This window comes from Streptomyces sp. NPDC051776 (assembly GCF_040681345.1).
In the GTDB taxonomy this organism is placed as follows: domain Bacteria; phylum Actinomycetota; class Actinomycetes; order Streptomycetales; family Streptomycetaceae; genus Streptomyces.
The window spans coordinates 1-23,633 of the sequence record NZ_JBFAYQ010000025.1 but is presented as its reverse complement, the minus strand read 5'-3'; the positions used below and the strand labels follow the sequence as shown (position 1 = coordinate 23,633).

General features: G+C 66.5%; 15 protein-coding genes. 5 read left to right on the top strand and 10 right to left on the bottom strand.

Annotated features, from left to right (window positions below):
• Nucleotides 1–1,107 precede the first annotated feature (1,107 nt).
• On the top strand, nucleotides 1,108–3,549 hold the full coding sequence (locus AB0M26_RS19840) for an AarF/UbiB family protein (RefSeq protein WP_365262730.1): 2,442 nt from the start codon (nucleotides 1,108–1,110) through the stop codon (nucleotides 3,547–3,549).
• Nucleotides 3,550–3,886: 337 nt separating this feature from the next.
• On the opposite strand, the gene AB0M26_RS19835 is transcribed toward AB0M26_RS19840, so the two are convergent.
• The 7 genes from AB0M26_RS19835 to AB0M26_RS19805 all read right to left on the bottom strand — a co-directional run bounded on the left by AB0M26_RS19835 (nucleotide 3,887) and on the right by AB0M26_RS19805 (nucleotide 17,752).
• The gene (locus AB0M26_RS19835; RefSeq protein ID WP_365262727.1) at nucleotides 3,887–4,588 is read right to left on the bottom strand and encodes a hypothetical protein; all 702 of its coding nucleotides are present in this window, start codon (nucleotides 4,586–4,588) and stop codon (nucleotides 3,887–3,889) included.
• A 345-nt stretch (nucleotides 4,589–4,933) separates the two neighbouring features.
• On the bottom strand, nucleotides 4,934–5,488 hold the full coding sequence (locus AB0M26_RS19830; protein ID WP_365262724.1) for a hypothetical protein: 555 nt from the start codon (nucleotides 5,486–5,488) through the stop codon (nucleotides 4,934–4,936).
• Between the two features lie 17 nt (nucleotides 5,489–5,505).
• Nucleotides 5,506–10,107 carry a DUF6531 domain-containing protein gene (locus AB0M26_RS19825; protein ID WP_365262721.1) on the bottom strand — a complete coding sequence of 1,534 codons (4,602 nt, stop codon included), beginning with the start codon at nucleotides 10,105–10,107 and terminating at the stop codon, nucleotides 5,506–5,508.
• 183 nt (nucleotides 10,108–10,290) lie between these two features.
• A complete protein-coding gene (locus AB0M26_RS19820) occupies nucleotides 10,291–10,935 on the bottom strand; it encodes a hypothetical protein (protein WP_365262718.1) in 645 nt (214 codons plus the stop codon).
• Nucleotides 10,936–11,112: 177 nt separating this feature from the next.
• On the bottom strand, nucleotides 11,113–12,021 hold the full coding sequence (locus AB0M26_RS19815) for a hypothetical protein (RefSeq protein ID WP_365262715.1): 909 nt from the start codon (nucleotides 12,019–12,021) through the stop codon (nucleotides 11,113–11,115).
• A 104-nt stretch (nucleotides 12,022–12,125) separates the two neighbouring features.
• Complete coding sequence (locus tag AB0M26_RS19810) at nucleotides 12,126–12,773, bottom strand: hypothetical protein (protein WP_365262712.1); 648 nt, start codon at nucleotides 12,771–12,773, stop codon at nucleotides 12,126–12,128.
• Between the two features lie 347 nt (nucleotides 12,774–13,120).
• Nucleotides 13,121–17,752: an FtsK/SpoIIIE domain-containing protein gene (locus AB0M26_RS19805; protein WP_365262709.1), complete on the bottom strand. Its 4,632-nt coding sequence runs from the start codon at nucleotides 17,750–17,752 to the stop codon at nucleotides 13,121–13,123.
• Between the two features lie 269 nt (nucleotides 17,753–18,021).
• On the opposite strand from AB0M26_RS19805, the gene AB0M26_RS19800 reads away from it, so the two are divergent.
• Nucleotides 18,022–18,324, top strand: a complete 303-nt coding sequence (locus tag AB0M26_RS19800) for a WXG100 family type VII secretion target (protein WP_360845747.1) — start codon at nucleotides 18,022–18,024, stop codon at nucleotides 18,322–18,324.
• A gap of 95 nt (nucleotides 18,325–18,419) precedes the next feature.
• Here AB0M26_RS19800 and AB0M26_RS19795 read toward each other — a convergent pair whose 3' ends face one another.
• Entirely contained in the window at nucleotides 18,420–19,088 is a 669-nt protein-coding gene (locus AB0M26_RS19795) for a hypothetical protein (RefSeq protein WP_365262706.1), read from the bottom strand.
• A 150-nt stretch (nucleotides 19,089–19,238) separates the two neighbouring features.
• Here AB0M26_RS19795 and AB0M26_RS19790 point away from each other — a divergent pair, with 150 nt between their 5' ends.
• From AB0M26_RS19790 to AB0M26_RS19780, 3 genes are all read left to right on the top strand, one after another.
• Nucleotides 19,239–19,535 carry a hypothetical protein gene (locus AB0M26_RS19790; protein WP_365262703.1) on the top strand — a complete coding sequence of 99 codons (297 nt, stop codon included), beginning with the start codon at nucleotides 19,239–19,241 and terminating at the stop codon, nucleotides 19,533–19,535.
• A gap of 96 nt (nucleotides 19,536–19,631) precedes the next feature.
• Entirely contained in the window at nucleotides 19,632–20,960 is a 1,329-nt protein-coding gene (locus tag AB0M26_RS19785; RefSeq protein WP_365262700.1) for a hypothetical protein, read from the top strand.
• A 14-nt stretch (nucleotides 20,961–20,974) separates the two neighbouring features.
• Nucleotides 20,975–21,616: a hypothetical protein gene (locus tag AB0M26_RS19780; protein ID WP_365262697.1), complete on the top strand. Its 642-nt coding sequence runs from the start codon at nucleotides 20,975–20,977 to the stop codon at nucleotides 21,614–21,616.
• A gap of 692 nt (nucleotides 21,617–22,308) precedes the next feature.
• On the opposite strand, the gene AB0M26_RS19775 is transcribed toward AB0M26_RS19780, so the two are convergent.
• Nucleotides 22,309–22,710 (bottom strand): hypothetical protein, encoded by a 402-nt coding sequence (locus AB0M26_RS19775; RefSeq protein WP_365262694.1) that lies wholly within the window; start codon nucleotides 22,708–22,710, stop codon nucleotides 22,309–22,311.
• A gap of 87 nt (nucleotides 22,711–22,797) precedes the next feature.
• A complete protein-coding gene (locus AB0M26_RS19770; RefSeq protein WP_365262691.1) occupies nucleotides 22,798–23,436 on the bottom strand; it encodes a hypothetical protein in 639 nt (212 codons plus the stop codon).
• Nucleotides 23,437–23,633 lie beyond the last annotated feature (197 nt).

Below are 23,633 nucleotides of genomic sequence, written 5' to 3'. Positions count from 1 at the left end.
TTCGTCCTGACGCCCTGCGGCCCGGCGTCCTGTTGTCCGTGGTCCTGGAGGCCCGGCGGCCGCCCGTCCGGGCCTGGCGTCCAAGCGGTTGGTCGGCACGGCCTGGCGTCCATGCGGGCCGTTGTCCCGGGCCGTGTCCAGGCGGTCGTCGTCTCGGGGCCTGGCGTCCTGTGGCTCTCGCGCCCCGGCACTTCGGTGTCCCTGTGTCCCCGTGTCCGGTGTCCCGGTATCCCGGTATCCCGGTATCCCGGTGTCCCGGTGTCCAGGCCGGGCTCGGGGGCGACGCCGTGGCCGCCGGCCACCGCGGACTGAAGTCTTGGTGTCCAGCGTCCTGGTGGCCTGGCGTTCTCGGCATCCTGGCGCTCCGGCGCTCCGGCGCTCCGGCGCTCCGGCGCTCCGGCGCCCCGGCGTTCCGGTGCACCGGCGGACTGGGGGACTGGGGGCTTGGCGGCCTTGCGGTTTGAAGGCCGTCGGCACGGAGGCCCGGAGTCCTGGTGTGCGGCGCCTTGGAGGCCTGGCGTCGCCCGCAGCCTGGCGACCAGGTGGCCTGCGTGGTAGCCGATGGGCTGGTGCTTCCAGTTCGGGGTGAGCGGCTCGCCGGCTCGGGGGTTGTCGGCCCGAGCCGGCGCCCAGGCGGGTCATCGGTCCGGGCCCCCGCCGCCCCACAGCCCCCACAGCCGCCGAAGCCCCCGCGACCTGGTGGTCCGGCAGCCCGGGGGGCCCGGCCGACCCGACGCCGGAGCGGCACCTCCGTGGACGCGCGCAGTGGGGCGCCTGACCGTGGCATTCGTGCCGTAGCGCGCGCAATCGGTCTGCCCAGCGGGGCGCTTGCCGCGTGGCCCGCGCAGTGGGCTCGCGCAGCGGGGCACGTGGTCCGTGAACTGCCGCTGCGGGGGCCCGCCCTGCGCGCTCGCAGCCGGACGCTCCGCGCGATCCTCGGGCGCGACGTGCGCACCCGACGGTCAGCGCGCGCAGCGCTTGGCGTGCGCGGGGTGCACGAGAGGCGCGGAGCATGCCCTAGGCTCCGGTGGCATTCCGACGTCCCGGAGGCCCCGGTCGCGGGCCCGACACCGCCGCCGTTGTCTCCCCCGGAGGGGGACCTCAACCATGCCGCCGCTGCTGCTGCCCCTGTCGCTGCTGCCGCAGGCGCTCCTGTTCCCGCGGGCGCTCTTGTGCCCTCGGGGCCTCCCGTTCCCGCGGGCGCTCTTGTGCCCTCGGGGCCTCCCGTTCCCGCGGGCGCTCCTGTTCTCTCGGGACCTCCCGCTTCCGCGGGCGGTCCTGTTCCCTCGGGACCTCCCGCTTCCGCGAGGGCTGCGGCAAACCCACTCCCACCTGCACGAGTTCCCCCTCACGTACGGGTCCCCGGACGCTGCCGCGGGCCATACGGCGACCGCCTTCGCCACCACCGCGTTCGACCAGGCCGCGCACTGGTTCCTCACCGCCGTCATCGTCCTCGCCACGGTCGGCATCTTCTTCACCGGGATCTCGGTCGGCGCGCGACGCCTCCTCGGGATCCGTATCGGCGTGTTGCGCACGCTCGTTGCATGCGCGGCCGGGATGACCGCGTTCCAGATGTTCAACCAGTCCCTGCACGACACGGACAGCCGTACCGCGCTCTCCACCGTCTCGATCACCGTCTCGCTCCTCGCCGCGATGGCGCTCCTGGTGGTCGTCGAGTTCCTCGTCCCGTCCGGCAGTTGGCCGCGCCCGGTGCAGTGGACACGCGCCGTACGCCGCCGGCTCACCCACGCCCGCCGCTACTCCCAGATCAGCCGTATCTTCATGCGCCACGGCCTCGGACGGTACGTCCGTGGCCGCGCCAGCCTCGACCGGGCCGTCGGCGCCGACGCGGCCGGGCGCGAGGCGGCGCTCTCGCTGCGCTTGGCGCTCGAGGAGTGCGGTGGCACGTTCATCAAGCTGGGCCAGGTCCTCTCCACGCGCCGTGATCTCCTGCCCCCGCACTTCGTCGACGAGTTGAGCCGGCTGCAGAGCGACGTACCGCCAGCGCCCTGGGACGAGGTCGAGGCCGTGCTGCGCGAGGAGCTGTGCGCGCCCCTCGACGCGGTCTTCGCCGAGTTCGACCGCGAGCCGCTCGCCGCGGCATCCATCGCCCAGGTTCACCGAGCGACCCTGCGCGACGGATCGACGGTCGTGGTCAAGGTCCAACGCCCCGGCATCCGGGAGACGGCCGAGCGCGACCTCGACATCGTGCTGGCCATGGCGCAGGGGCTGCACGTACGGGCGCGCTCCGTCCAGGGGCTGGGGCTACGGGAGTTGGCGGACGGTTTCGCGGTCGCCGTACGGGAGGAATTGGACTTCCGTATCGAGGCCCGCAACGCGGACGCGGTCGCCGCGGCAGGCGACGGGCGTGCGTCGGATGCGCCCGTACGCGTACCGGCAGTGCACCATGAGCTGTCATCGGCGCGCGTGCTGGTCCAGGAGTGGCTGGACGGGGTGACGCTGGATCACGCCGGGGCCGATGCCGACGCGCGTGGCCTGGACCGGGAGGCGCTGGCCCGCACGGTTCTGGGCGCCATGCTCCGCCAGATCATGCGCGACGGCGTCTTCCACGCGGACCCGCATCCCGGCAACATCCTGCTGCTCGCCGCCGATGATCAACGGCACGGGCCGCGGATCGGCCTGCTGGACTTCGGTTCGGTGGGCCGGATCGACGCGACCGTGCGGGACGCGATCCAGCACCTCCTCCTGGCCGTTGACCGCGGCGACCCGGCGGGCATGTGCGACGCCTTGCTCGAACTCCTCGGCCCCCGCCCGGATGCGGCCGACCACGACGGGCCGGCGCTGGACGCGCTGCTGCTGGAACGGGAGTTGGGCCGCTTCATGGCCCGCCACCTGGGGCCGACGAGCCGGCCGGACGCGGAGACGTTCACCGCGCTGTTCCGGCTGCTGACCCGCTTCGGACTGGCCGTGCCACCCGAGGTCGCGGCGGTCTTCCGGGCGTTGGCGACCCTGGAGGGGACGCTGACCCGCATCTCGCCGCGCTTCGAACTGGTCGCGGAGGCACGGCGGGTGGCGACGGCGCTGGTGACCGAACGCCTCGCGACGGCCCCCGCGAGCCGTCTGGCCTCGCACGCGACGCGCACGTACGCGACGCTGACCGGCGCTCCGTACGCCCACGATGCCCAGGAGGAGACGCCCTGGGATGCTCAGCCGCTGGATGCCGCGGCGTTGACCCGTACGGTGGCTCAGGAGCTTCTGCCGATACTGCCGATGTTGCGCCGCCTGCCGCGGCGGGCGGAACGTATCACCGCGTCCGTCGAACAGGGCCGCCTCACCGCCCGCGTTCGGCTGCTGGCCGACGACCGCGACCGCCGCTTCATCGCGGGCCTGGTCCACCAGCTCCTGGTGACGCTTCTGGCGTCGGGCACGGGCCTGATGGCGGTCCTGCTCCTCGCCCTCGGCACGGGCCGCGGCCCGCGCGTCACGGACCACTTGGAGCTCTTCCCGCTGCTGGGCTACAACCTGCTGGCGGTGAGCGCGATCCTCACGCTGCGGGTGCTGTACGCGGCGATGCGGCGGGGGCCGTAGGGGATACGGGTATGGCTGCGACTCGCGCCCAGCTCCCGGTCACGACCCGCGTTCCCGGTCACGACCCGCGTTCCCGGTCACGACCCGCGTCGCCGGGATTGACTTCACGCGGCCGCGCCGACTCCATGACCACCAGCGGTCGGGAGTCAGGGTCGCCGCGTCATCCGTCTTCCGCCTTGAGCGTCCAGGCGGGGAATCATTCGGCGGAGCTGGCCGACTGGTCAGGGAAGAGACGTCGAAGTCTTCGTCCTCCTTGCCCGACGGGTGCCGACTCACGTATTCGGGGTAGTGGGGGGACGACTTGATGGCGATGAGACCCGATAACAGGGAGCGTTTGCTACAGTTCGTCAAAATTGATCGGCTCATACCTGTGCAGGTAGTCCTTGAGGAACTCGACGGCTTCCCGGGGAAGGGGCAGGCTGGTCTCCAGCGAATATTCGAGAATCCGCTTTGGTGCATAGTAGTCCCAGAACTCGTATTCAGCTTCCGCTTCGTCCTCCAGTCCTTTGTGCACAGCGTCCAGACGTAGATACTCGAGGAGTTCGGACAAGGACGCACTTGCGAGTTCAGGACCGGGGTCCTTGGGCAGTGCGATACGCTCGACGTCACCACCGGATCGTGCAGGGCGCCCCTCGCCGATCTCTTTGAGCTGATTCGCGTCCAGTAGAAACCACGGGCCGGCCTGCTCCAATACCAGCCAACTGTCAGTGACTTCACTGCGGTAGATCTCGCACTGGGTTCCCGTGAACAGCGACTTGGTGTATCCGAGACCGGGTTGCTCCAGCGTGTGTTCCTGCCCTGCGGATTCGAAGGTGATCTCGCGGCCATGTCCGGTCGCGATGGAATGAAATTCGCTGCGGAACTCATGGCGAACATCGGATCGTCGCAGACAGGAAAAGTGTAGCGAACCTTCGACGAAGCGGTGCTGCGGTTCCCATGCTGCACGCATGAGGCGGTAGGAAGGAATGCTACTGGTCCAGCCCGGAATTTGAAGAACGAACTGCCCGCAAAATAGGCACGAGGTCAGCTCTCTACTCATATCCATCCTTCCACTCCGCGAACGCCTTGCGAGACGACGTTCTGAGTAGTGCCGAACGTGCCGTCGGGCAGGTCGCCGTCGACGCTTCCCGACCCCTCCAAGTCACTCATTTCGTCACCGCCGTTACTCCGAATCCGTCAAGCACATGTTGGCGTGATGCACATGCATCCTTCACAAGGCCGTGCCTGGTTGCCCGGCGCACGCCGCGCGTCACGGACCACTTGGAGCTATTCCCGCTGCTGGGCTACAACCTGCTGGCGGTGAGCGCGATCCTCACGCTGCGGGTGCTGTACGCGGCGATGCGGCGGGGGCCGTAGGGCGGCCAACGAGTCGTGCAGGTTGCCCCTAGGCGTACGGGTTTGCTGAGAACTCCGAGTGGGTGCTTGGGAAGTCGCGCGGAAAGAATGGGATACGAAGCGCCTCGGTGAGCAGATCGAGCACGACCCCCGTCGAGCTTCTGGGCGCGAGAACAAAATCAAGCAGACCGGCTTGGATGACAACAGTGTGCCATCCGTCAGGATTTCCGACGGCAACCCACGTCAGCAGGTCGCCGTTGTCGGTCACACCCCACTGCACAAGGTCGTCCGGGCCGGCATTGTATTCGTTCAGTATCTCGCGCAGCCTGGGGGCGTCCTTGCCTCGAAGGATTGAACGTGTCTCGTCGGTGCAAGCGGTGATGTCGAGATGCTTGTTCTCGGCGCCATCCGCGAAAATCCACATGAATTCGTCGAAGCACCCAGTGCCGTATGCGTGGATCAGCCTGCTGTGACTGGTGGGAATTCTCAGCCCGCCCGCAACCGCTCGATCGGGTGGTGAAGATTCGAGATCCAGTGGGGGCTGGCACAGGGTGATGAGCCGATGCAGGTCGTCCCGGTCGCCCTTGTCGGTGGTGCCGCTCATGACTGTTGCGTCCTTCTCTACAAGTTGGGAATTCTGTCTCTGAACGACCAGCCGAAGTCATCCACTGCTTCAATGAGAACATGGCTGGGGATGTTGCCTCCATGTGCGTATTCGGGAGTCACACTCATGATGACCGTGTTGCCGGTGGATCTGACGTGGTCGGCGATCAGGTCTTCTGCATCGGAAATCGGTCCGTTGTTCTGTCTGGTTCCCTGCGTGACAATATTCCGCATGTCCCGTCCGTCGCCACCGAACTGTTGCCCGATCAGGTGGCCTCGTGAATGGCCGGCCGGGCCGCCCTGGAAGCCTGCGGGAGCGTAGCGGGAGCCTCGGCCTGGCGGGCTCCCGATGAGCCCGTTGGCTGCATCGTCCAGGGTCTGAGGCGTGACCTCGGCATAGGCGGGGCCTCGCTGTCCGTTCGGGGCGATTTCGCTGTAGTAGGGACTCAACCCGAGAGGATCGACTCCGGTGTGTGGATTGTGAACATAGGCGGCGGGGTTGGGAGCCGGAGCAAGACCGAGAGGATCGGGAGTGAGATAGCGCGCCGTCTCGGGGTCGTAGTGACGAAAGTAGTTGTAGTGAAGGCCTGTTTCCGGGTCGTAGTACTGACCGGGGAAGCGGAGGGGAGTGTAGGTGGTGGCATCGGTGTTCCACGCGGTGGTACCCCAGAGGGTGGCGCGTGTGCGCCATGCTATGTGCCCGTCTTCAGCCACGAGTTCGGTCGGGGTTCCGACAAGGTCGGTGACGATCGAAAAGAAGCGGGAGTTCACTTCGTCCTGAGACGCTCCCGGGACTGTGATGCGTTCCGTCTGAGCGATCGGATGGAGGTCGTCGTGGTCCCACGTCAGTGTCACGAGGTGAGGCTGGGCCTGAGTTCGTGTCGTCTGCTCACAGAGGGTGCTGCCGTCCCAGCTGAAGTCGACCTGTTCAACAACCGTCGAATTGTCCTCAGCGATGCGTTGCTTGGCAATGCGACGGCCGAGTGGGTCGTAGACATAACGCCAGAGGGTGCCGTCCGGTGTGGTGGCGGAGACCAGGCGGTCTTCGAGGTCCCATGCGTAGCGCCAAGTCTCCGGTCGGCGGGAGTGACGAACTCTTTGGCGCAGGACGGTACGGCCCAGGGCATCGTATTCGTAGCGGGTGTTGCCCGCACGGGTGATGCGCGTGCCGGTGTATGCGCGAGGTCCGGTTGCTTCCTCGCCCGGATGTCTGGTGGGCCAGGACGCGTCGGTCACATTGCCGGCATCGTCATAGGCGTAGCGCTCGGTCCAGTCGCTCGCGTGAACACCGGTGACGCGGTTCGCTGCGTCCAGGTCGAACCGTCGGCTTCCGGACAGGTGGTCGTTGATGCCGGTGAGACTTCCGTCCTCGCCATAGGCGTAGGCACGGTATTGCATGCGACTGCCGTCTGCACCCGACAGCGACTGGGTGGCGAGGCGTCCCATGCTGTCGTAGGAAGTGGCCAGTGCCGCGGCGGCGTCACCAATACGGCGGGAGGTTTCCCGACCGGCCCAGTTGCGCTCGAAATGGACGGTACGACCCGATGTGTTCAGTTGGGTGCGGTTGCCCGCAGAATCGTACGTCCATGAAGTGACGGCGCCGGATGGGGTCGTGCGACGGGTGATGCGGCCCAACTCGTCATGCTCATACGTCATGTGGCGACCGTTCACCGTCTCCCGCGTGAGGAGACCGTTGGGGTCCCGCAGCAGGGTGAGGGTCGTGTCCGGTCCGGCCGCTCGGATCAGCTGGTGGTTGAGGTCATAGACGAATTCCGTGATGAGACCGCCGCTGTCCTTCTCGACCAGGTTCCCGACGACATCATGTTTGTAGCGAGTCGTATGGCCGGCTGCGTTGGTGCGCGAGGTCAGGCGGCCGGCGTCGTCATAGGTGTAAGTGAGGGTCCGCCCGTCGAAGTCGGTCTCCGAGACCAAGCGCCCCGCCGCGTCGTGCTCATAAGTCCACTCCAGGCCCTGTGGGTTGGTGACTCGGGCCAAGCGAAGGCTGGTGTCGTGGGTGAACTCGTACCGCACCCCGTCGGGGCCCGTGCGGGCTGAAGGAAGGTCGAAATGAGTGTATTCGAAACGAGTCAGGGCGCCGGTGGGCGCGATGTGCTCAAGGCAGTTGCCTTCACCGTCGTATGTCCAGGTTTCGACTGCGCCGTCGGGAGTGGTGCGACGGGCAAGATGACCTTCGACAGTCCAGACCAGGTGGGTGCTCTGACCCACCGGGTCGGTGTAGGTGACAATCCTGCCGAAGGCGTCACGTTCCCATGCGACGGTGGCGCCCAGCGGGTCGGTGGTCGCGACGGGGAGACCTGCTGGATTGCAGCGCACAGTTCTGGCGTTGCCCAGAGTGTCGACGACTTCGGTTACATGCCCTGCCGCGTCATAGGCGAACCGCGTGGCGGACCCCGCCGGATCAATCATGACCGTGCAGTTGCCCCGCTCGTCGTACTCCCGGAGCCAACTGTTGCCGTCCGCCTTGCCGATGACGGTCGGTGAGCCCCAAGAGTCGTATGCGAAGTGGATGACCGCACCATCGGTGCGGGTCACCTTCGTGGGCCGTCCCTTCTCGTCGTGGACAAGTCTCGTGGTGTGGCCGAGCTCGTCAGTCCGAGACACGACGTGGTGATGCTCGTCGTAGGTGGTACGGACCGTTCCGCCGAGTGGGTCGATTTCAGCGATGACCTGGCTGTTGTCGTTGATGACGAAACGGGAAACGGCGCCGTCCGCAGTGGTGAGGGTAGTGATGCGGCTGTGGGGCCAGGACGCGTCGGTTCCGTCGTAGTCGAGCGTGATAGCGATGTGCCCCGCCTCACCGCTCTCGGCGATGCAACGGTCCCGGTGGTCGTAGGCGTAGTCGTAGCGGCTGTCGTTGGTGTCCGTCCAGGACGTGACGCGTAGTCGATGGTCGTAGGTGAACTTCAGCGGCAGGCCGGACGAGTTGATGACATCGGTGAGGTTGCCGTCGATGTAGCCGTACTGCTTTATCCTGAGGTCCGAGCCGTCCTCGTCCGCGCCCACGAGCGCCAGTGCAGTGACGCGCCCCTCGTCCACAGTGAGGGTGAGGTGATAGCCGCATGAGTGGCGGACAGCGAACGGGGCGCCGTCCTCGTCGTAGTCGAAGGTGATGCTGTTGCCGTTGCGGTCGACGACGCGTGTCAGCCGGGCCAGCCCGTTGACGGGTAGCGCGAAGTGGTGTGCGCGGTTCGTCAGGGGGTCGTCAATGCGGTATTCGCAGTTGTCGAGGCGGACCAGCGGTCGTCGGGGACCTGCCTCGGGCAGAACGGGGGTATCCGGCCCCTGGGGGTGGGCGTACGCGAGGAGCAATCCGTCCTCGGTGACGAAGACGACTCCGTCCTCATCGATTTCGAGACGCTGATCGATAGTGGAGGACCATGAGGGTCCGAACCACCGGCCGGCGCGGTAGTCGGAGGCGACACGGCGGGTGAAGGCCAGCGGCAGGCTGCCGGGCAGCGTGATGTCGGTCTGCGGCAGGAACATCGCGCCGGTGGCCATGTCGACGGGGTCGCTGCCCTTGGAGCGGACAACGTTCTTGAGTCGGTTGTAGGCGCCCTTGGCTCCGTCGGCGAGCATGCCGCGTCCGCTCTTGGCTAGTCCCTTGACGCCGAGGGCCATGCCCTTGAGGCCCACCTTACTCAGCGACTTCACACCCTTGGCGAGGCCGCGGAGGCTGGTGAGGCCCTTCATGCCAGGGATGCAGTCCAGGGCGGCGAAGGCGACATCCCAGAGTGTGGCTTGGCCGTTGAGATACTTGTTGAGAGTGTCGGCAAGGACGACCAGGGCGGCGATGAGGACGATCGCGCCGAGGATGGGCCCGCCGATGATCATCGCGATGATGCCGACGATGGCGACGACGACCTTGCAGACGGCGACGATGGTGTCCCAGTTGTCCGAGACCCAGTCGACCGCGTCCTCCCACCAACTCCGGTTCTCGATACCGGCGTCGGAGGCCTCCTCGAGCTTCTTCTTCGCCTTGGTCGCCGCGTCCTCACGGAGCTTCTTGGCATCCGCGGCCATCTTCTTCGCCGCATCGAGCGCGTTCTGGGCGGTCTCGACAGCCGTCTGGGCGTCGCGCTGCTCGTCCTTGGCATGGGTGGCGTTACGTGTCGCGGCGCGGACGTCCTTCTCATCCGGCGGCGGGACGTCCTTCTTCTTGCCGGAGTCCTCGTACTCCCTGGCCTTCTTCGATGCCCGGTCCACCCACCCGTTGGCTGTGTCCAGCCGCGTGTTGGCCGAGGAAAGATTCCGGCGAGCCTCGCGGCCCTTCTCCAGGGCGCGGCGGGAGTCGTCCTGCGCCTTGTCCAAGTCCGGCCAGTACGCGGCCAGCGCGTCGCCGGCCAGGTCGTAGGACTTCTTCAGCTTCCGCAGATTCTTCGGAACATCCTCGAACTCCGCGGTGAACGCATCAGCGGACTTCCCCGCCCACTTCAGGAGTGCGTCGTCCCCGGCCATGCCCTTGATCTGCCGCAGCGCATCCCCGACATCGTCGGCGAAATCGTGCAATCGCCGCGCCAGAGACTTCACCCGCTCCGGATCACCCGGAACCGGATCCTCCTCCAGATCCAGGACATGCCAATCCGTCGGCCGATTCCCCACCCCGAACAACCCCCGTGATGCCAACTGTTGTCAGTGCCCGAGCAAAGCTCGCACGCACGAACCTATCCGCCACGCGATGGGGAGGGGAAGCAGAAGCTGAGCCAAGTCGATCACAACGCCGTAGCCCTGTTGGGCACTTGAACTGCGCCCGCAGGCAAGCATGTCTCGGTCCTCATGCCGCCATCATGGCTGGCAGTGCTGAGCCCCCCGCTGCGAATAGACATCGGTCGTCTGCCAGACGCCCAGCTTGCTGCGTTGCAGGCTGGTGTCGTAGAAGACGTATGACTGCTTGTCCACCGGTGTCTTCGCGATCTTCTCTGTCTTGCGGTTCTTGCCGAACCACTTGCTTTCGTCACCGCAGTAGGCAAGCCGGGCAGTTCCGTTCTTTCGAAAGGTGACATCGTGTTTGTAGAAGCGAACAGTGCCTGTCACTGACCATCCGTCATCGACAACGGACTTGATCCACTTCGCGGCACTGATCGCGGCGTCCCCCTTCGAGTAGAAGTACACCGGTTCGTAGCCGGCGTCTCCCTTGATGATGGCGGCGTCGATCGCGCGCACGCGCTGTTCGTTGTCCGCGAGAACCGCGTCCTTCCTCGGGTCTCCCGTCTTCCGCCCTTCGAAGATCTGGATGTCATCCTTGGGGAGGGTAATCTTCGGTCGCTTCGCATCGTCCGATGCCGAAGCGGTGGGAGCCGCTGTGTCCTCTTTCCGAGCTTCTTTGACGTTGCGGTCCTTGGCCTTGGTGTCGCTGCTGCCGCAGCCGCTGAGAAGGACCGCCGCGCAGGCGGCGAGTGCCGCGGCGGCGGGGAGGTGGCGGGGTGTCACGTGGTCTCTCCTGAGCTGTAAGGACATGCGTCCGGTGTCCACCGGGGGGGTGCGTGACGTGACGGGGGTCGGCGCTGCCCCGTTCTCGGCGATCGAGTCCGCGGCGCGGGCAGCTCCTCGACGCCGGGCATGGGCCGGAGTCCGTACCTGTAGTCGAGGAGCTGCCTCAGCAGCGCGTCAGCGGTTGATGGCCTGGACCTCTTGCACGACGACGTTCTGAGTCGTGCCGAAAGTGCCGTCGGGCAGGTCGCCGCCGGCGCCGGCCGTGCCCGTCCATGCGATCTTCCAGGTCACCGTTGCCCGGAACGCGTACGGCTCACCGTGCGAGGCTCGTAGGTACGTGAGCCCGCAAGGGGGAGTCTTGTCCCCGGAGCCCTTCTGGTACGGGGCGCCGATGCTGCCGTTCTTGCCGATCTCGCACGTCCCGGAGGACGGGTGAAGGTTGGCGTCCTGCGTGCCCGGTTCGATCTTCAGCGATATGGGGGTCGCGGTCGTCGTCGCGGAGATGTCGAGTTCGGGCAGGGAGGCCGTCACGGATACGGGCTTGAAGTTCGCCTTGTCCAGCCACGTCCAGGTCGGCAGGTTCACCGTCTGCTCGGTCTTGGGGGACAGCTCGACCTCGGTGTCAGGCACGCGGATCTTCGCGTAGGCGAGTTCGGCAAGCACCTCGGGTGTGACCGCATCCTCCACCTGTGGCGGCCGGCCGTTGTCGACCCAGAAGATCGGCTTATCGCAGGCGGAGAGGTCTCCGCCTTCCTTGTAGGGCAATGCGGCGCGGTCCCACCACATGCCCTTGCCCTTCTTGGCGAGGTTGTAGTTCTTGTAGGGGTGCCCGTCCACGTAGTTGTTCTCGAAGCTTTGGATTGCTTCGCCCAATCCGCTCGCGTGCGGAAGGTTCTTGGTTTCCTCGTGTTGCTTCTTGAGCTGCTGGGGCGTGTACGTAGGCTCATACCAGCACGGTGGGGGCGTCCAGTTGGAGGACTTCACCGTCAGCGGTCCACTCGACGGACTGCTTGAATTTTTCGAGAGGTCGAAGCTGACTTTGGAGACGAGTGCGTCTCCCTGCTTCTGGCCACTCTGCTCCACGGAACCCTCTTGAGCACCCGGAATTTCCGCATGAGCCATTCCTGGGGATATGACCAAGGAGGCGCCAGCGATGGCCACGGCAACAGCGGTCCGCACACACGTCGTCACGGCTGACACTGCTGCGCACCCTCCTCCGAAATGACCGTGGTTGTCTGCCAGACACCCTGTTTGTTGCGCTTCAAGCTGGTGTCATAAAAAATGTAGGCATTCTTGGTCACGGGAGTCTTCTTGATCTTGTTCGTCTTGCGCTCCTTGGCGAACGCCTTGCTTTCATCGCTGCAATAAGTGAGCCGGGCCGATCCGTTCTCCCGGAAGGTGACGTCGCGCTTGGAGAAGCGGATGGTCCCCGTCACTGAGTAGCCTTTGTCGACAAGCCACTGGATGCGCTTGCCTGCGCTGATCGCAGCGTCGCCCTTCGAGTAGAAGTACACCGGCTCGTATCCGGCGTCCCCCTTGATGATGGCGGCGTCGATCGCGCGCAGACGCTGTTCGTTGTCCGCCAGAACAGCGTCCTTCTTCAGGTCGCCCGTCTTGCGTCCCTCGAAGATCTGAATGTCGTCGCTCGGGAGCGTGATCTTCGGCCGCTTGGCGTCGTTCGATGCCGAAGCGGTCGGTGAGGCCGCACCCTCCTTCTCCGCCCCGGCGATCTTGTCGTCCTTGGGCTTGCTGTCGTCGCTGCCGCCGCAGCCGCTGAGAAGGACCGCCGCGCAGGCGGCGAGCGCCGCGGCGGCGGGGAGATGGCGGGCTGTCACGTTGCTGCTCCTGATCGTGGGAGATGAGACCGAGTCCGTGGGGTGTCCGTGGAACTACCGTATGAGGTGGGTCTGACAACGGGCTGTGACCGTGATCGCATTGAGAGCAAGCCCTCACCCCGTGTTTCCGAACGGCACTGGGACCTCCGGTGCTTGGGGAGTGGAGGCGTTTTCCGCGGCGCCCTGCTGAGCCGTTCCAACGAGTGATCGGCGGTGCCGCGCCCGGGAGTTCACCCCAGAGGAGTCCCCTGGGGCGGCTCGGGTCGTCCGGCACGCAGCCGTGTCAGGCTCGGCAGCCGGGCCCACGCTGCCCCTTGGCGCCCGACGTCCGGGCACACACCGCCCCGTCACATCACCGTGGTCACCGTGAACGACTCCCCGCTCCCCAAGTGCAGCAGGCCCTTCCCGGGGGCCACCGGGTCGCCGACCATCTGGCGGGTGGTGCGGATGCCGATCAGATCGCCGCTGGACGAGTCCTGCGGCGACAGCAGCACGCCACGGCGGGCCTTCTTCGCCTCGACCTGCCAGCCGCGGAAGCCCGAGCAGACCTCCTCCTCGTCGCCCGCGAGAACCAGGCCGAGGCCGTTGTCGCCGCCGTGTGTGAGGATCTTCTTCAGCTCCTCGCCCGCGTCGCAGTCGTCCAGCATCTCGCCGTCGTCGATCAGCACCACGATGGGTGCCTCGCGGCCGGCCGTGCTGAGGGCCTCGGACATCTCGTCCTCTTCGATGTCCTCGCCCGTGAACACCGTCACCACACCTTCCTGGCCCGCCAGTTCGCGCAACGGCGACGGCCGCGGCGCGGCCAACACAACGCGCGTGCCCTTGGCGAGATAGGAGCGGGCCAGGTTCAGCAGTACGGTCGAGCGGCCGGACTTCGCCGGGCCCGCGACGACGAACGCCGGGATCCCCTGGGCCAAGTCCGGGCCGAACGCGGTGAGTTCGTCACCACCGACGCCCACCACACCCCACATCGGCGAGTCCGACGTCTCCGGGTCGCGCAGTTCCCACGCGTCCTGGAACGAGATCCGGCTCGGCAGGACGTCGACCCGGAACGGCCGCCGCGAGCGGGGCAGCCCCGCGTCCCGGGCCGCCGCCGCCTCGCCGATCGCCGCCACCGCCGCCGCCTGGCCCTGACCGGTCTCGTCCGCCGACAGCAGCGCGAACTGCGTCTCGGTGCCCGACTCGTTGCGGAACGCGCGACCCGGCGGGATCTCCTCGGGCACCTTCCGCGCGTTGACGCCGATCATCGAGAAGTCCGAGCGGTCCGCGAGCCGCAGCGCGTACTTGTCCTCGGTGAGGGTGGCGATACGGCCCAGCAGAAGCTGGCGGTCACCGGTGATGATGGCGTGGAGGCCGACGCTCGCGCCCTCCCGCATGATGGCCATCAGCTCGTCCGTCAGCTCGCCGTGACCGATCTCGCCGAGCGTCGGCAGCCAGCCCTCCCAGCGGTCCAGGAACAGCACGATGTGCGGCAGGCGCTGTTCCTCGGCGACAGCCGCCCGCTGCTCGCCGATGTCGGCGAAGCCGTCGGCGGCCAGCAGTTCCTGACGGCGCGTGAGTTCACCGGCCAAGCGGCTGATGAGGCGCGTGGCCCGCTCCGTCTGCGAACGTCCCACGACCGCGCCGCAGTGCGGAAGCCGGGTCAGTGCGTTGAGGGCACCGTTGCCGCAGTCGATGCCGTAGATGTGCACGTCCGCGACCGAGTGCGTACGGGCCAGCGAGCCCGCGATCGTCCGCAGCACCTGCGAGCGGCCGCTGCGCGGCGCACCGCCGATCATCAGGTGGCCGAAGTTCGCGAAGTCGATCGCGACCGGGCGGCGCGCCTGGTCGGCGGGCAGGTCCTCGATGCCGTACGGGGCCGGCGGCAGGGCGCCCGCGCCCCGTACCGTCGGGATGTCGTCCAGCAGCAGCGTGGTGTCCAGGGCCGGAAGCCACGGGCTGTGCTGTGCCGGGATGCCCAGACGGGTGTTGGCCTCGATGACGGCGTCGACGAGGACCTTGAGGTCGGTGATCTCCTCCTCCTCGCGCGCGGCGGCCTTGGGCCTCTTCAGCGATGCCCGCCCCAGGTCCTGCCACTCCAGGCGTCCGGACCACGGTGCCACGGTCTGCGGGTCGGCGGCACCGGGGCGGCGGCCACCGACGCGGCCGGACTGGAAGGGGACGAGCGAGGCGTGGCCGAGGCGTACGTAGGCCCGGCCAGGTGTGGACTTGGAGATGTGGCCGGCGTCGGGGGCGTCGATGACGTCCGTCGACTCGCTGCCGTCCGTCACGCGCAGCGCGATGCGCAGGTTGGTGTTGGCACGGATCTCGGGCGAGACCACACCGCTCGGACGCTGCGTCGCCAGCAGCAGGTGGATGCCGAGCGAACGGCCTCGCTGGGCGATGTTGACCAGGCCGGTGACGAAGTCGGGCAGGTCGCGGACCATGGATGCGAACTCGTCGATGACGATGAGGAGCCGAGGGAGCGGCTGGTTCGCCGGGTCGCGGCGCACCAGGTCCTGGTAGTCCTCGATGTCCTTGGCGCCGACGTCGGCGAGGATGTGCTCGCGCCGCTTGAGCTCGGCGCCCAGCGACTCCAGTGCCCGTTCGACGAGATGGGCGTCCAGGTCGGTCACCATGCCGACGGTGTGCGGAAGTTGGACGCAGTCCTTGAACGCCGAGCCGCCCTTGTAGTCGACGAGCACGAACGTCATGTTCTGCGGTGTGTTGGCGACGGCGAGTGCGGCGACGATCGTCTGCAGCAGCTCGGACTTACCGGAACCGGTCGTACCGGCGATGAGCCCGTGCGGGCCGTCCCGCCGGATGTCGATGCCGAACGGACCGTCGTACGATTCGCCGATCACCGCCATCGTCGACTGACCGCCCAACTGCCAGCGGGCCGCGACCGCTTCGCCGCTCGGCGGTTCCATTTCGATGACGTCCAGCAGCCGGCTGGCGGCGGGCAGGCCCGCGTCCTCGGTCTCGCCGCTGATGTCGCGCAGCGGGGACAGCGACCGGGCCAGGCGTGCGCACCAGGCGGGCGAGACGAAGTCGGGCCGTACGTTCTTGACCGTCTCCGCGCTCGTCTGCTCCACGCGCAGCCGCAGATGCGGCTCGGCGAGCGCGGGACCCGGCTGGCCGTGGGCGCCGGAGGCACCGGGGTGCCACGCCTGGAACGACGGGAAGCCGCCCGGCTGCGCCGCATGGCCGGCCTGTGCGGTCTCGGTGACGGCCATGGCCTCCGCGGTGTCGACGGGCTTGGGCTCGGCGATGACGAACGCCTGGCACTCACCGGGCAGGAAGCGCTCCTCGTCGTCGAGGCACACCGCGTACATCGCGACGGACGGGCCCTCGCGCAGCAGCCGTACGACGCCGGGCATCGAGCGCAGCCGGCGCGAGCCGTCCCAGACGACCACGATGTCGGGGTCGGAGAAGGAGGCGCTGCGGCCCCCGGACTCCTTGGCCGCCTTCTGCCGGGCGTCGAGGAGCTGGGTCAGCTCGCCGACGCGCGCGGCGACGGTCTCGGCGTCCGTACCGATCAGGGCGTTGGCGTCCTGTCCGCTGCCGGGCCGGGAGTGCGGCAGCCAGCGCATCCAGTCCCAACTGTTCCGCGCCGAACCCTCCGTGAGGACGTAGAACTGTACGTCGATGGGGCTGTGCAGGGCAGCGATCTGCGCGACGGCCCAGCGGCCGAGCGCGCGGGCGGAGTCCCCGGGGCCCGCGAGGCCGACGACGCCGAGCGTGCGCAGCGGCAGCGCGACGGGGCAGTCCTCGATCTTCCAGGTGACCTCGCGGCGGTGGTCGTCCTGCTCGGGGTCGTCGAGCACGACCTCGGACGGCAACTGGCCCGTGCCGACGCGCAGGAGCAGGTGGTCGCGGTCGGTGCGCCGCCGCTCCCACAGACGGGTACGAGGGCCGGTGCCCAGCGTCAGGACTGTCGCCGGGTCCGGCATCGCCGTCCTGCGGTCGAGCCGCTCCGCGACCAGCGCGTCCTGCGCGTCCTTCTCGATACGGGCCTTGTGCTCCTTGTACTCCGCCACCTGCTTGGCATGCGACTTGCGCCCGTGCTTCTTGTCCATGAAGTAGTTGGCGAAGAGCATGACCGGGCTCATCACGGCCATGATCAGGTAGTACCAGCGGTCCATGAGCATGGCCATGGTCACAGCCGCCACCAGGGGCATGAACGCCATCAGCCAGGGCAGCGGGCGCGCTTCGTGCTCACGGGGCGGGCCGGGCAGCCGGAAGCGGGTCGTACGGTCCGGCGGCCGCAGGCGCGGAGGCCGGTTGTAGTCGAGGCCCGCACCGTCGTCCGACCACTTGAGGGCGGCGTTGGGCGGGGCGTATCGGACGATCTCCAGCAGGGTGTTGCCGACGCCTATCTGACCGCCGAGCGGCCAGTCCGCCTTGGCCTCCTCCAGCTCCTTGCCGTCCAGGGTGAGCTTGGGGGAATCCTTGGCCCCGCGGGCGCCCCCGGCACCGGCCCTGCCGGGCAGTGCGACCTGGCAGGTGCCGTCGGCGGCCACGGACAGGACGAGCGCGCGATCGTCCAGCTCGGGGTCGTTGATGCGGATGTACGCGGAGGAGCCGCGCCCGATCTCGTACCGGCCGATGCCGAGGCGGTGCACGGAACCGGCCTCGGGGCCGCCGACGACGCGCAGTTCGACCAGGCCGCCCGGCTCGCCGGGGAGACAGCCTGCCGGATCGTTGAGGCTGACCACGGCGCCTTCGCGCAGCGGGGACCCGGCGACGGTCAGGGAGGGGTCGAGGGCGTACCCGTCGACGTACACCAGCGGCACACCGGCCGCGGCGCTCTGGCGGCCGGCAGTGTCGCGCTGGCTCTGGAGCGGGATGATCTGCGCGCCGCCACCGGCCTGGCCTGCGCCGACCTGCTGGGCGAGTTCGCGCGCGATATCGCCGATCTGCGCCTCGGGATCGGTGTCGAGCACGACATCGGCGCCGGCACCGCCGAGCGGATCGACGACCGTCAGAGTCAGGCGCACGAGCGACCTCCTCGAGTCCTACGGAGGCTCCCCCGTACGCGAACCTCACTGCCAGGCGACGATATCCGGACGACGGGGCCCATGGACAACGGGTCCTATCGGACTTGTCCCGCATGAAAGGCCCAAGCGCCCGGAACCACGGCTGCGTTGGCGGTGTCCTCACCCGTAAGCTGCCTTACCGAGCGGACCATCACACATCCGCATCATGAGAAGCACGGTGGCCACGGGGGTCTGCCCTGCGGCACGTTCGACACAAGAAGGGGAGCCATATGGGCAAGGGCGATGTGAATCTCACTTACCAGGACATGGAGGATGCTGCCGACAAAATTCGGAAGCACCGCGAGGCCATCGACAAGGACCTCAAGGCCGCCGAGAAGTACGTGAAGAAGCTCATCAACGACGGCTTCGTCACGGAAAAGGCGTCGAAGCAGTTCGACCAGTCCTACGAGGAGTTCACGAAGGGCGCCACCGACACCATCGAGGGCATGGACGGCATGGCCCAGTTCCTGGACAAGGCCGCCGAGGCCTTCCGCAACCTCGACTCGGAGCTCGAGCGCGGCCTGAAGAAGTAGGACGCGGGTCTTTCGGCCTTGCACCTTGCGCAATTGCGCGGGCCCGGCGTCGCCGCATGCCACTGCGGCGCCGGGCCCGTACGCCAAGTGCGAGCTCATGCTCCGTCTAGTGCCGCTTGCTCCGGGCGTTCCGGTAGTATCCAGTCGAAGGTGGACATGATCGCGTCGAACAACTCCACCAGTAGGTCGGCGTACTCACCTTCTGGGTTGCCGTCTGCCGGCGTGGAATAGGCAATTGTGAGCCAGCGTCCCGGGGCCTTGGGTACAGGCAGTACGTAATTCACCTGCCGTGACGCGTATGGAGCTCCGCGGCTCTCGTTGGCTGGCAGCGCGCGTTCGGTACGGGCGCCCGTCCGGCCGTCCACAGAGACCTTCTGTGACGATGCCCTTGCTGCTAGCTCCCCGGTGATGTCATCGGCGTTCAACGAGTCCCCGACTCGCAGCCGTATCTCGGAGACGATGAAGGAACCTGTGAGGCCGACGCCGCCGCGTGGGGCAGTCGGGAGATACAGATCGAGACCATCACTCTCAGCGGCCTGGGTTGCTGTGTCCCGAAGCCGTGCCTCCAACTGGACACGAAGCTTGGCCGGTTCATCCCGTGGCACGTCGCGAGGCGGCTTTGCGAACGCTCGCTTGACCACGGTGCGAATGGCTTCATCTGTGCCCCCTCGCAGGGGGATTCTGACCCAGCCGGGTGGGAGTACAAGACTGTATCCAGCGGTCGTGGGCGTGGCCGTCTCGGACGAGACGCTCTCGGATTGCATGGTCGAGAAGCCTATGAGTTGCCGGCAGGGGGCCGCGACTTGTCTCACCATCGGGCACAGAACGGTCGGCACAGCCCCCGACTTGACTGGCCGCTGACAGCCGGGAAGGCTGATCTTCGAAAGGACGAGGGGGAGAAGCAGGGGGCGGATGTGGGTGACAAGTCAGATCTGAAGGTCGACTACCGACTGCTCGAAGGTTCGGAGGAGTCGCTCAAGATTCTTCGTCGCGAGTTCGGGCGCTGCACGCAGCGTCAGGATGCTCTTGCGGAAGCAGTAGGAGCCAAAAGTCTTCGTGACGCCATGCGTGAATTCGCCGACAACTGGTCGGACAACCGCAAGCAGACCTTGTCGAACATCAGTGAAGTACTCGAGATGACAGCCAAGGTGAAGGATTCCTTCAAGAAAACCGACAAGGATCTCGCGGACAAGGCCAAGGGCGAGAAGTAGATCACGGGGGGTCTTACAACATGGGGTTTGGCAAAGCGCGGCCCAAGGACTGGCATCCACTGGCCACGGAGGACCGCTACTCGGACCCTACGCCGGGTGATGTCGAGGATCTGCGGTCCGGACAAAAAAACGATGCACCACACGGCAGGCGAGATCCGTGACCAGATCAAACGGCTCAAAAGTATCGGTGAAGGCGAGGGTCTTAAGGGCAAGTACGCCGACGAAATGAAGGACGCGGCGGACAAACTCAAGGCCAAGCTGGAGAAGACCGCCGGCCGTTACGAGCGCGTTTCAGCAAAGCTCAAGAGCTGGGTGGATCAGCTCGGGCACGCTCAGGAGGAAACTGCCGCTGCCTTGACCTCAGCGCAGTCAGCCGAGGAGACAATCAAGGGCCTTGTCGGAAGCGCGGACCCGGGCTCCGACACTACCAAGAAGGCCGAAGAGGAGCTCAACGCCCATCAGAAGGGTCAGCTGAAGGAAGCGCGGGAGAAGCTAGACGCCGCACGATGCCGATACAACACGGCTGTCGGCGATTACGGGTCCGGAGCCGATGACTTGGCTCGGCAAATTCGTGACATCATCGACGACGATATCGAAGACGGCTTCTGGAGCTGGACATCGAACTGGATCGAGAGAAATCTCGATACCATCAAAGCGGTGCTTGAAGTGCTCGGCTGGCTGGTGACCATAGCAGCCATCGCCGCACTGGTCATCATGATGTTCGCTACTGCGCCCTGGCTGGTGGCCCTGGCCCCAATGCTCCTCACCTTTGGAACAGCGGTCACGGCCGTTACGACTGCTTCCCATGTCCTCATGGCCCTGACCGGCAACGGAGGCTGGGGCGACGTGGCACTCGACATACTCAGCATTGCCACTATGAGGGTGGGTTCTCTCGCGGTCAGGGGCATTGAGGTTGGTGCGTCGGCTGCCAAGGCGGCCTCGGTGAAGGCGGATCGCCAGGAGGCCAAGTCCGGCAAGGCCTCAATTCAAGGCAAGCTCGACGAGCTGACAAAGAAGTATGAGCAGGCCAAGAGCAATGAGGCGAGAAAAGCCATCATGGCTCAGAAGAAAAGGTTGCTCGACGGTGTCAAGCCCAGGCGGGTGGCTACCGACATGCCGAAGCCCACTCCCGGGGAGATCCTGAAAGCGGGCGGCGACCCTGAACTCGCAGCCGCTCAGAAGCTTGCTCAGCATGAGGCTGCAAAACGAGGCGGGGATGCGGCCACCCAGGAAGCCGCACAGAAGGCGGCCAGAAGCGGCAACTGGAATATTGGCGCCTTCGGAGCGGGCACTGGTATCGACGTGACCGACAAGGCAATCGGCAGTAGCGACTTCATCATGCCGGACAAACCGAGTGTAGAACCGTACAACGATGCGAAGGACTGGAATCTCAGCAAAGCCGGCTGGTACGACAACGCCCCATAGATGAGAGTGAGCGCATGAGCTGGGTTGATATAGACTACGATCTTCAACGGTGGGTTGAAATTCCTGCCACGGATGAGTGGAATGAGACTCCGTGGGACGATGAGAAGGACTGGAGCAGGAGTGCGGCTCACGTTCTGTTGGCCATGAACGAGATCGCCGAGAGTCGCCGAGAAGTGCGCCGTGTCGCCAAGGTTCTCGTCGGTTGCCGCGAGGTCTACAGGAACTCAGCCCTGGGCGAGAGTCACTATCTTTACTTCGATAGTGTTGCGCAGAGTCCGATTGCCATCCATCTTTGGTTCGGCCCGGCCGAAGGGGAACGTACTGCGACCTTGCGCCAGCACGTAAGGGCTGATAATTCGGACACCATGCGAATTCCGCAGGTCACGGACTTCCCGACAGAACACTATGGTGTCGGACTCCGGTCGCTCAATCATGTACTCCTCGAAGACCAGTCGATCGCGGCGAATCTTTGGTACGCACTACGTGACGACGAGAAGGGGGTCGACATCATCGCCTTCGCTTCGACCGGAGAATTGGGCCGTCTGGTTGCTGCGGAACCCGATTTCGATGAGTTTGTCAGAGGTATCCGGGTCTTTGCCGACGACGAGGGAGGCTGGGCCGAAGCGCAGGGAGTCGGCAGCGACAGCGCGGACTGAGCGCTGCTTCGAGCCCATACCAGGGGTGTTGTTGATCGAGTCAGCCCCGGCGTTGGGCGCGGGTCTTCTTGCGGACGACACGTTGCTGACGGGTGGTGACAATCGGACCGGTCGACTGTGCCGCCGTCCCGAAGAGCCTGTCGCCCCCGGCGGGCGCGCCAGGCAGTCGGAAAACGCCAGACCAGCAGGACGACGGGCGGCAACCAAGCGATCGGCAAGGCCGTCCACGTCCCCAGCTCGGAAGCGCCGGTGAGGAGGAAGATCCCAGCCATGGCGCCGTACCCGCAGCCCATGTAGAAACCCCACGGAGCGCTGCGTCCGAACGGCAAGGCCGGCTCTTTGCGTTTCCTTCTTGATGTCGAGACGAGAGCAAGCGTGTCACGGCCGAATCCGAAGGCCAGGCGCAGAGCCACGGCGCCCACACACACGACGACCGTGGAGGCGAGAAAGCGGTCCCGGAAACCATCCAAGCCGGTTTCAGACTCGGGCCCGAGGGCGCTGAGGCCGCCTCCGACAACCAGAGCTCCGATGCCGGCTGCCGTCAGTACGACGGTGAGTACCGAGTGCAGAAGAATCCGATACCAACGTGGGCCGAGGAGCAAGGGGTCCATGCTCATTGCCTGCTGCGCCGTTCCATCCTGAACGCACTCCGGTGGCTACGCTGAGCTCTCGGGGAGCGGCGGGTACTAACGCTACTTGTCGACAGCAGTGGGGTGCTTCTTGTCCTTGCCGATGTCGTCGCCGACCTTGACGGTGCCGCCGCCCTTGCCGCTGCCGATCTGCTTCTCGCCCTTCTTGGTGTTCTTCTTGAGTTCCTTCTCGAGGTCGTGATCGACCTTGCGCACCTCGCGGACGACCGCGTCGGCCATGTCGGCGAGACCGCTCAACTGCTGGTCGATGTCCTCGCGCCCGTCCTCCCAGCCGGACTCGAATTCCTCGAGCTTGTCGACGACTCCGCCGTCACCGATGTCCTCGCGGTAGTCCTCGAACATCTTCTTCGTCCCGTTCATCCGGGACTTGATCGACCTCAGCCGTCCGCCGAACCCCTCCAGCTCACTCAGCGGAATCGCGAAATCGGGCTTCTTCCCACCCATGTGAATGCCTCCCCCGGCGGTCGTGATCCACGAACGGCCCAACCCCAAGACGCTACGCGAGGAGTTACTGCCCCGCAGTGATGTCCGTTACGCGAAGCGGAAAGTCGACGTGATGGCGTCGAAGATGTCGAAGAACGAGTCGGCGAGGTCGAGCACCTGACTGCTTCCGGCCACGAGAGCGACCTTGCCCTCCTGGCCGGGCACAGGGATGAACGTCTGCATGAGAACGGCGCGTACGGTGCGGTTGTCCGGCGGAATCTCGATGTCCTCGATCCCATGCGTACGCGCGGCGATGCCGACCTCGGGGATGTCGACCGTCGTGACCTTCCGCCACGCGTCGCCCTCCCGCTTGGCGATCCGCGGCTTCAACTGCCCCACGATGGCGGAGGGATCGGTCGGCAGGATGGTCCCGTCGGCCGTACGCGCACCCACCAGCGACACGGTGACCGACGCCGTGATCGGCACCTCTCCGCCGAAACTCTCCGCCATGCAGCCGCAGTAGACGGCGCCGGACTCCCACGCCTCGCGCGCGGACCGCTGCAGGAAGGAGACGAGCACATCGCGGTGTTCGGCCATCTCGGGCACGGCGCGGATGCGCTCGTTGACCATCTGCCGGATGCTGTCGTCGCGCGACTCGGGCCGTACGTCGAACTCCCACCACGAGTCGGGCACGCTGATGCGGAAACCCCCGCGCTCAACGGTCTTCGGCTCGAGATACCGGCTCATGCTCACGCCCCGTCATTCGTCGTCTGCACTGGTTGTCCGCCGGACGGGTCCAACCCTACGGGGCGCCGGGGGCCGATACCGATCGTCGGCACCTCCCGGGGTTAGCCTCGCCGTTTCATTTGCGTACGGCTGGCTGGGTCGGAAAACGCGAAAGTGCCTTCCTGACCTGGAACGATGAACCTTGCTGAGGGGTTCTG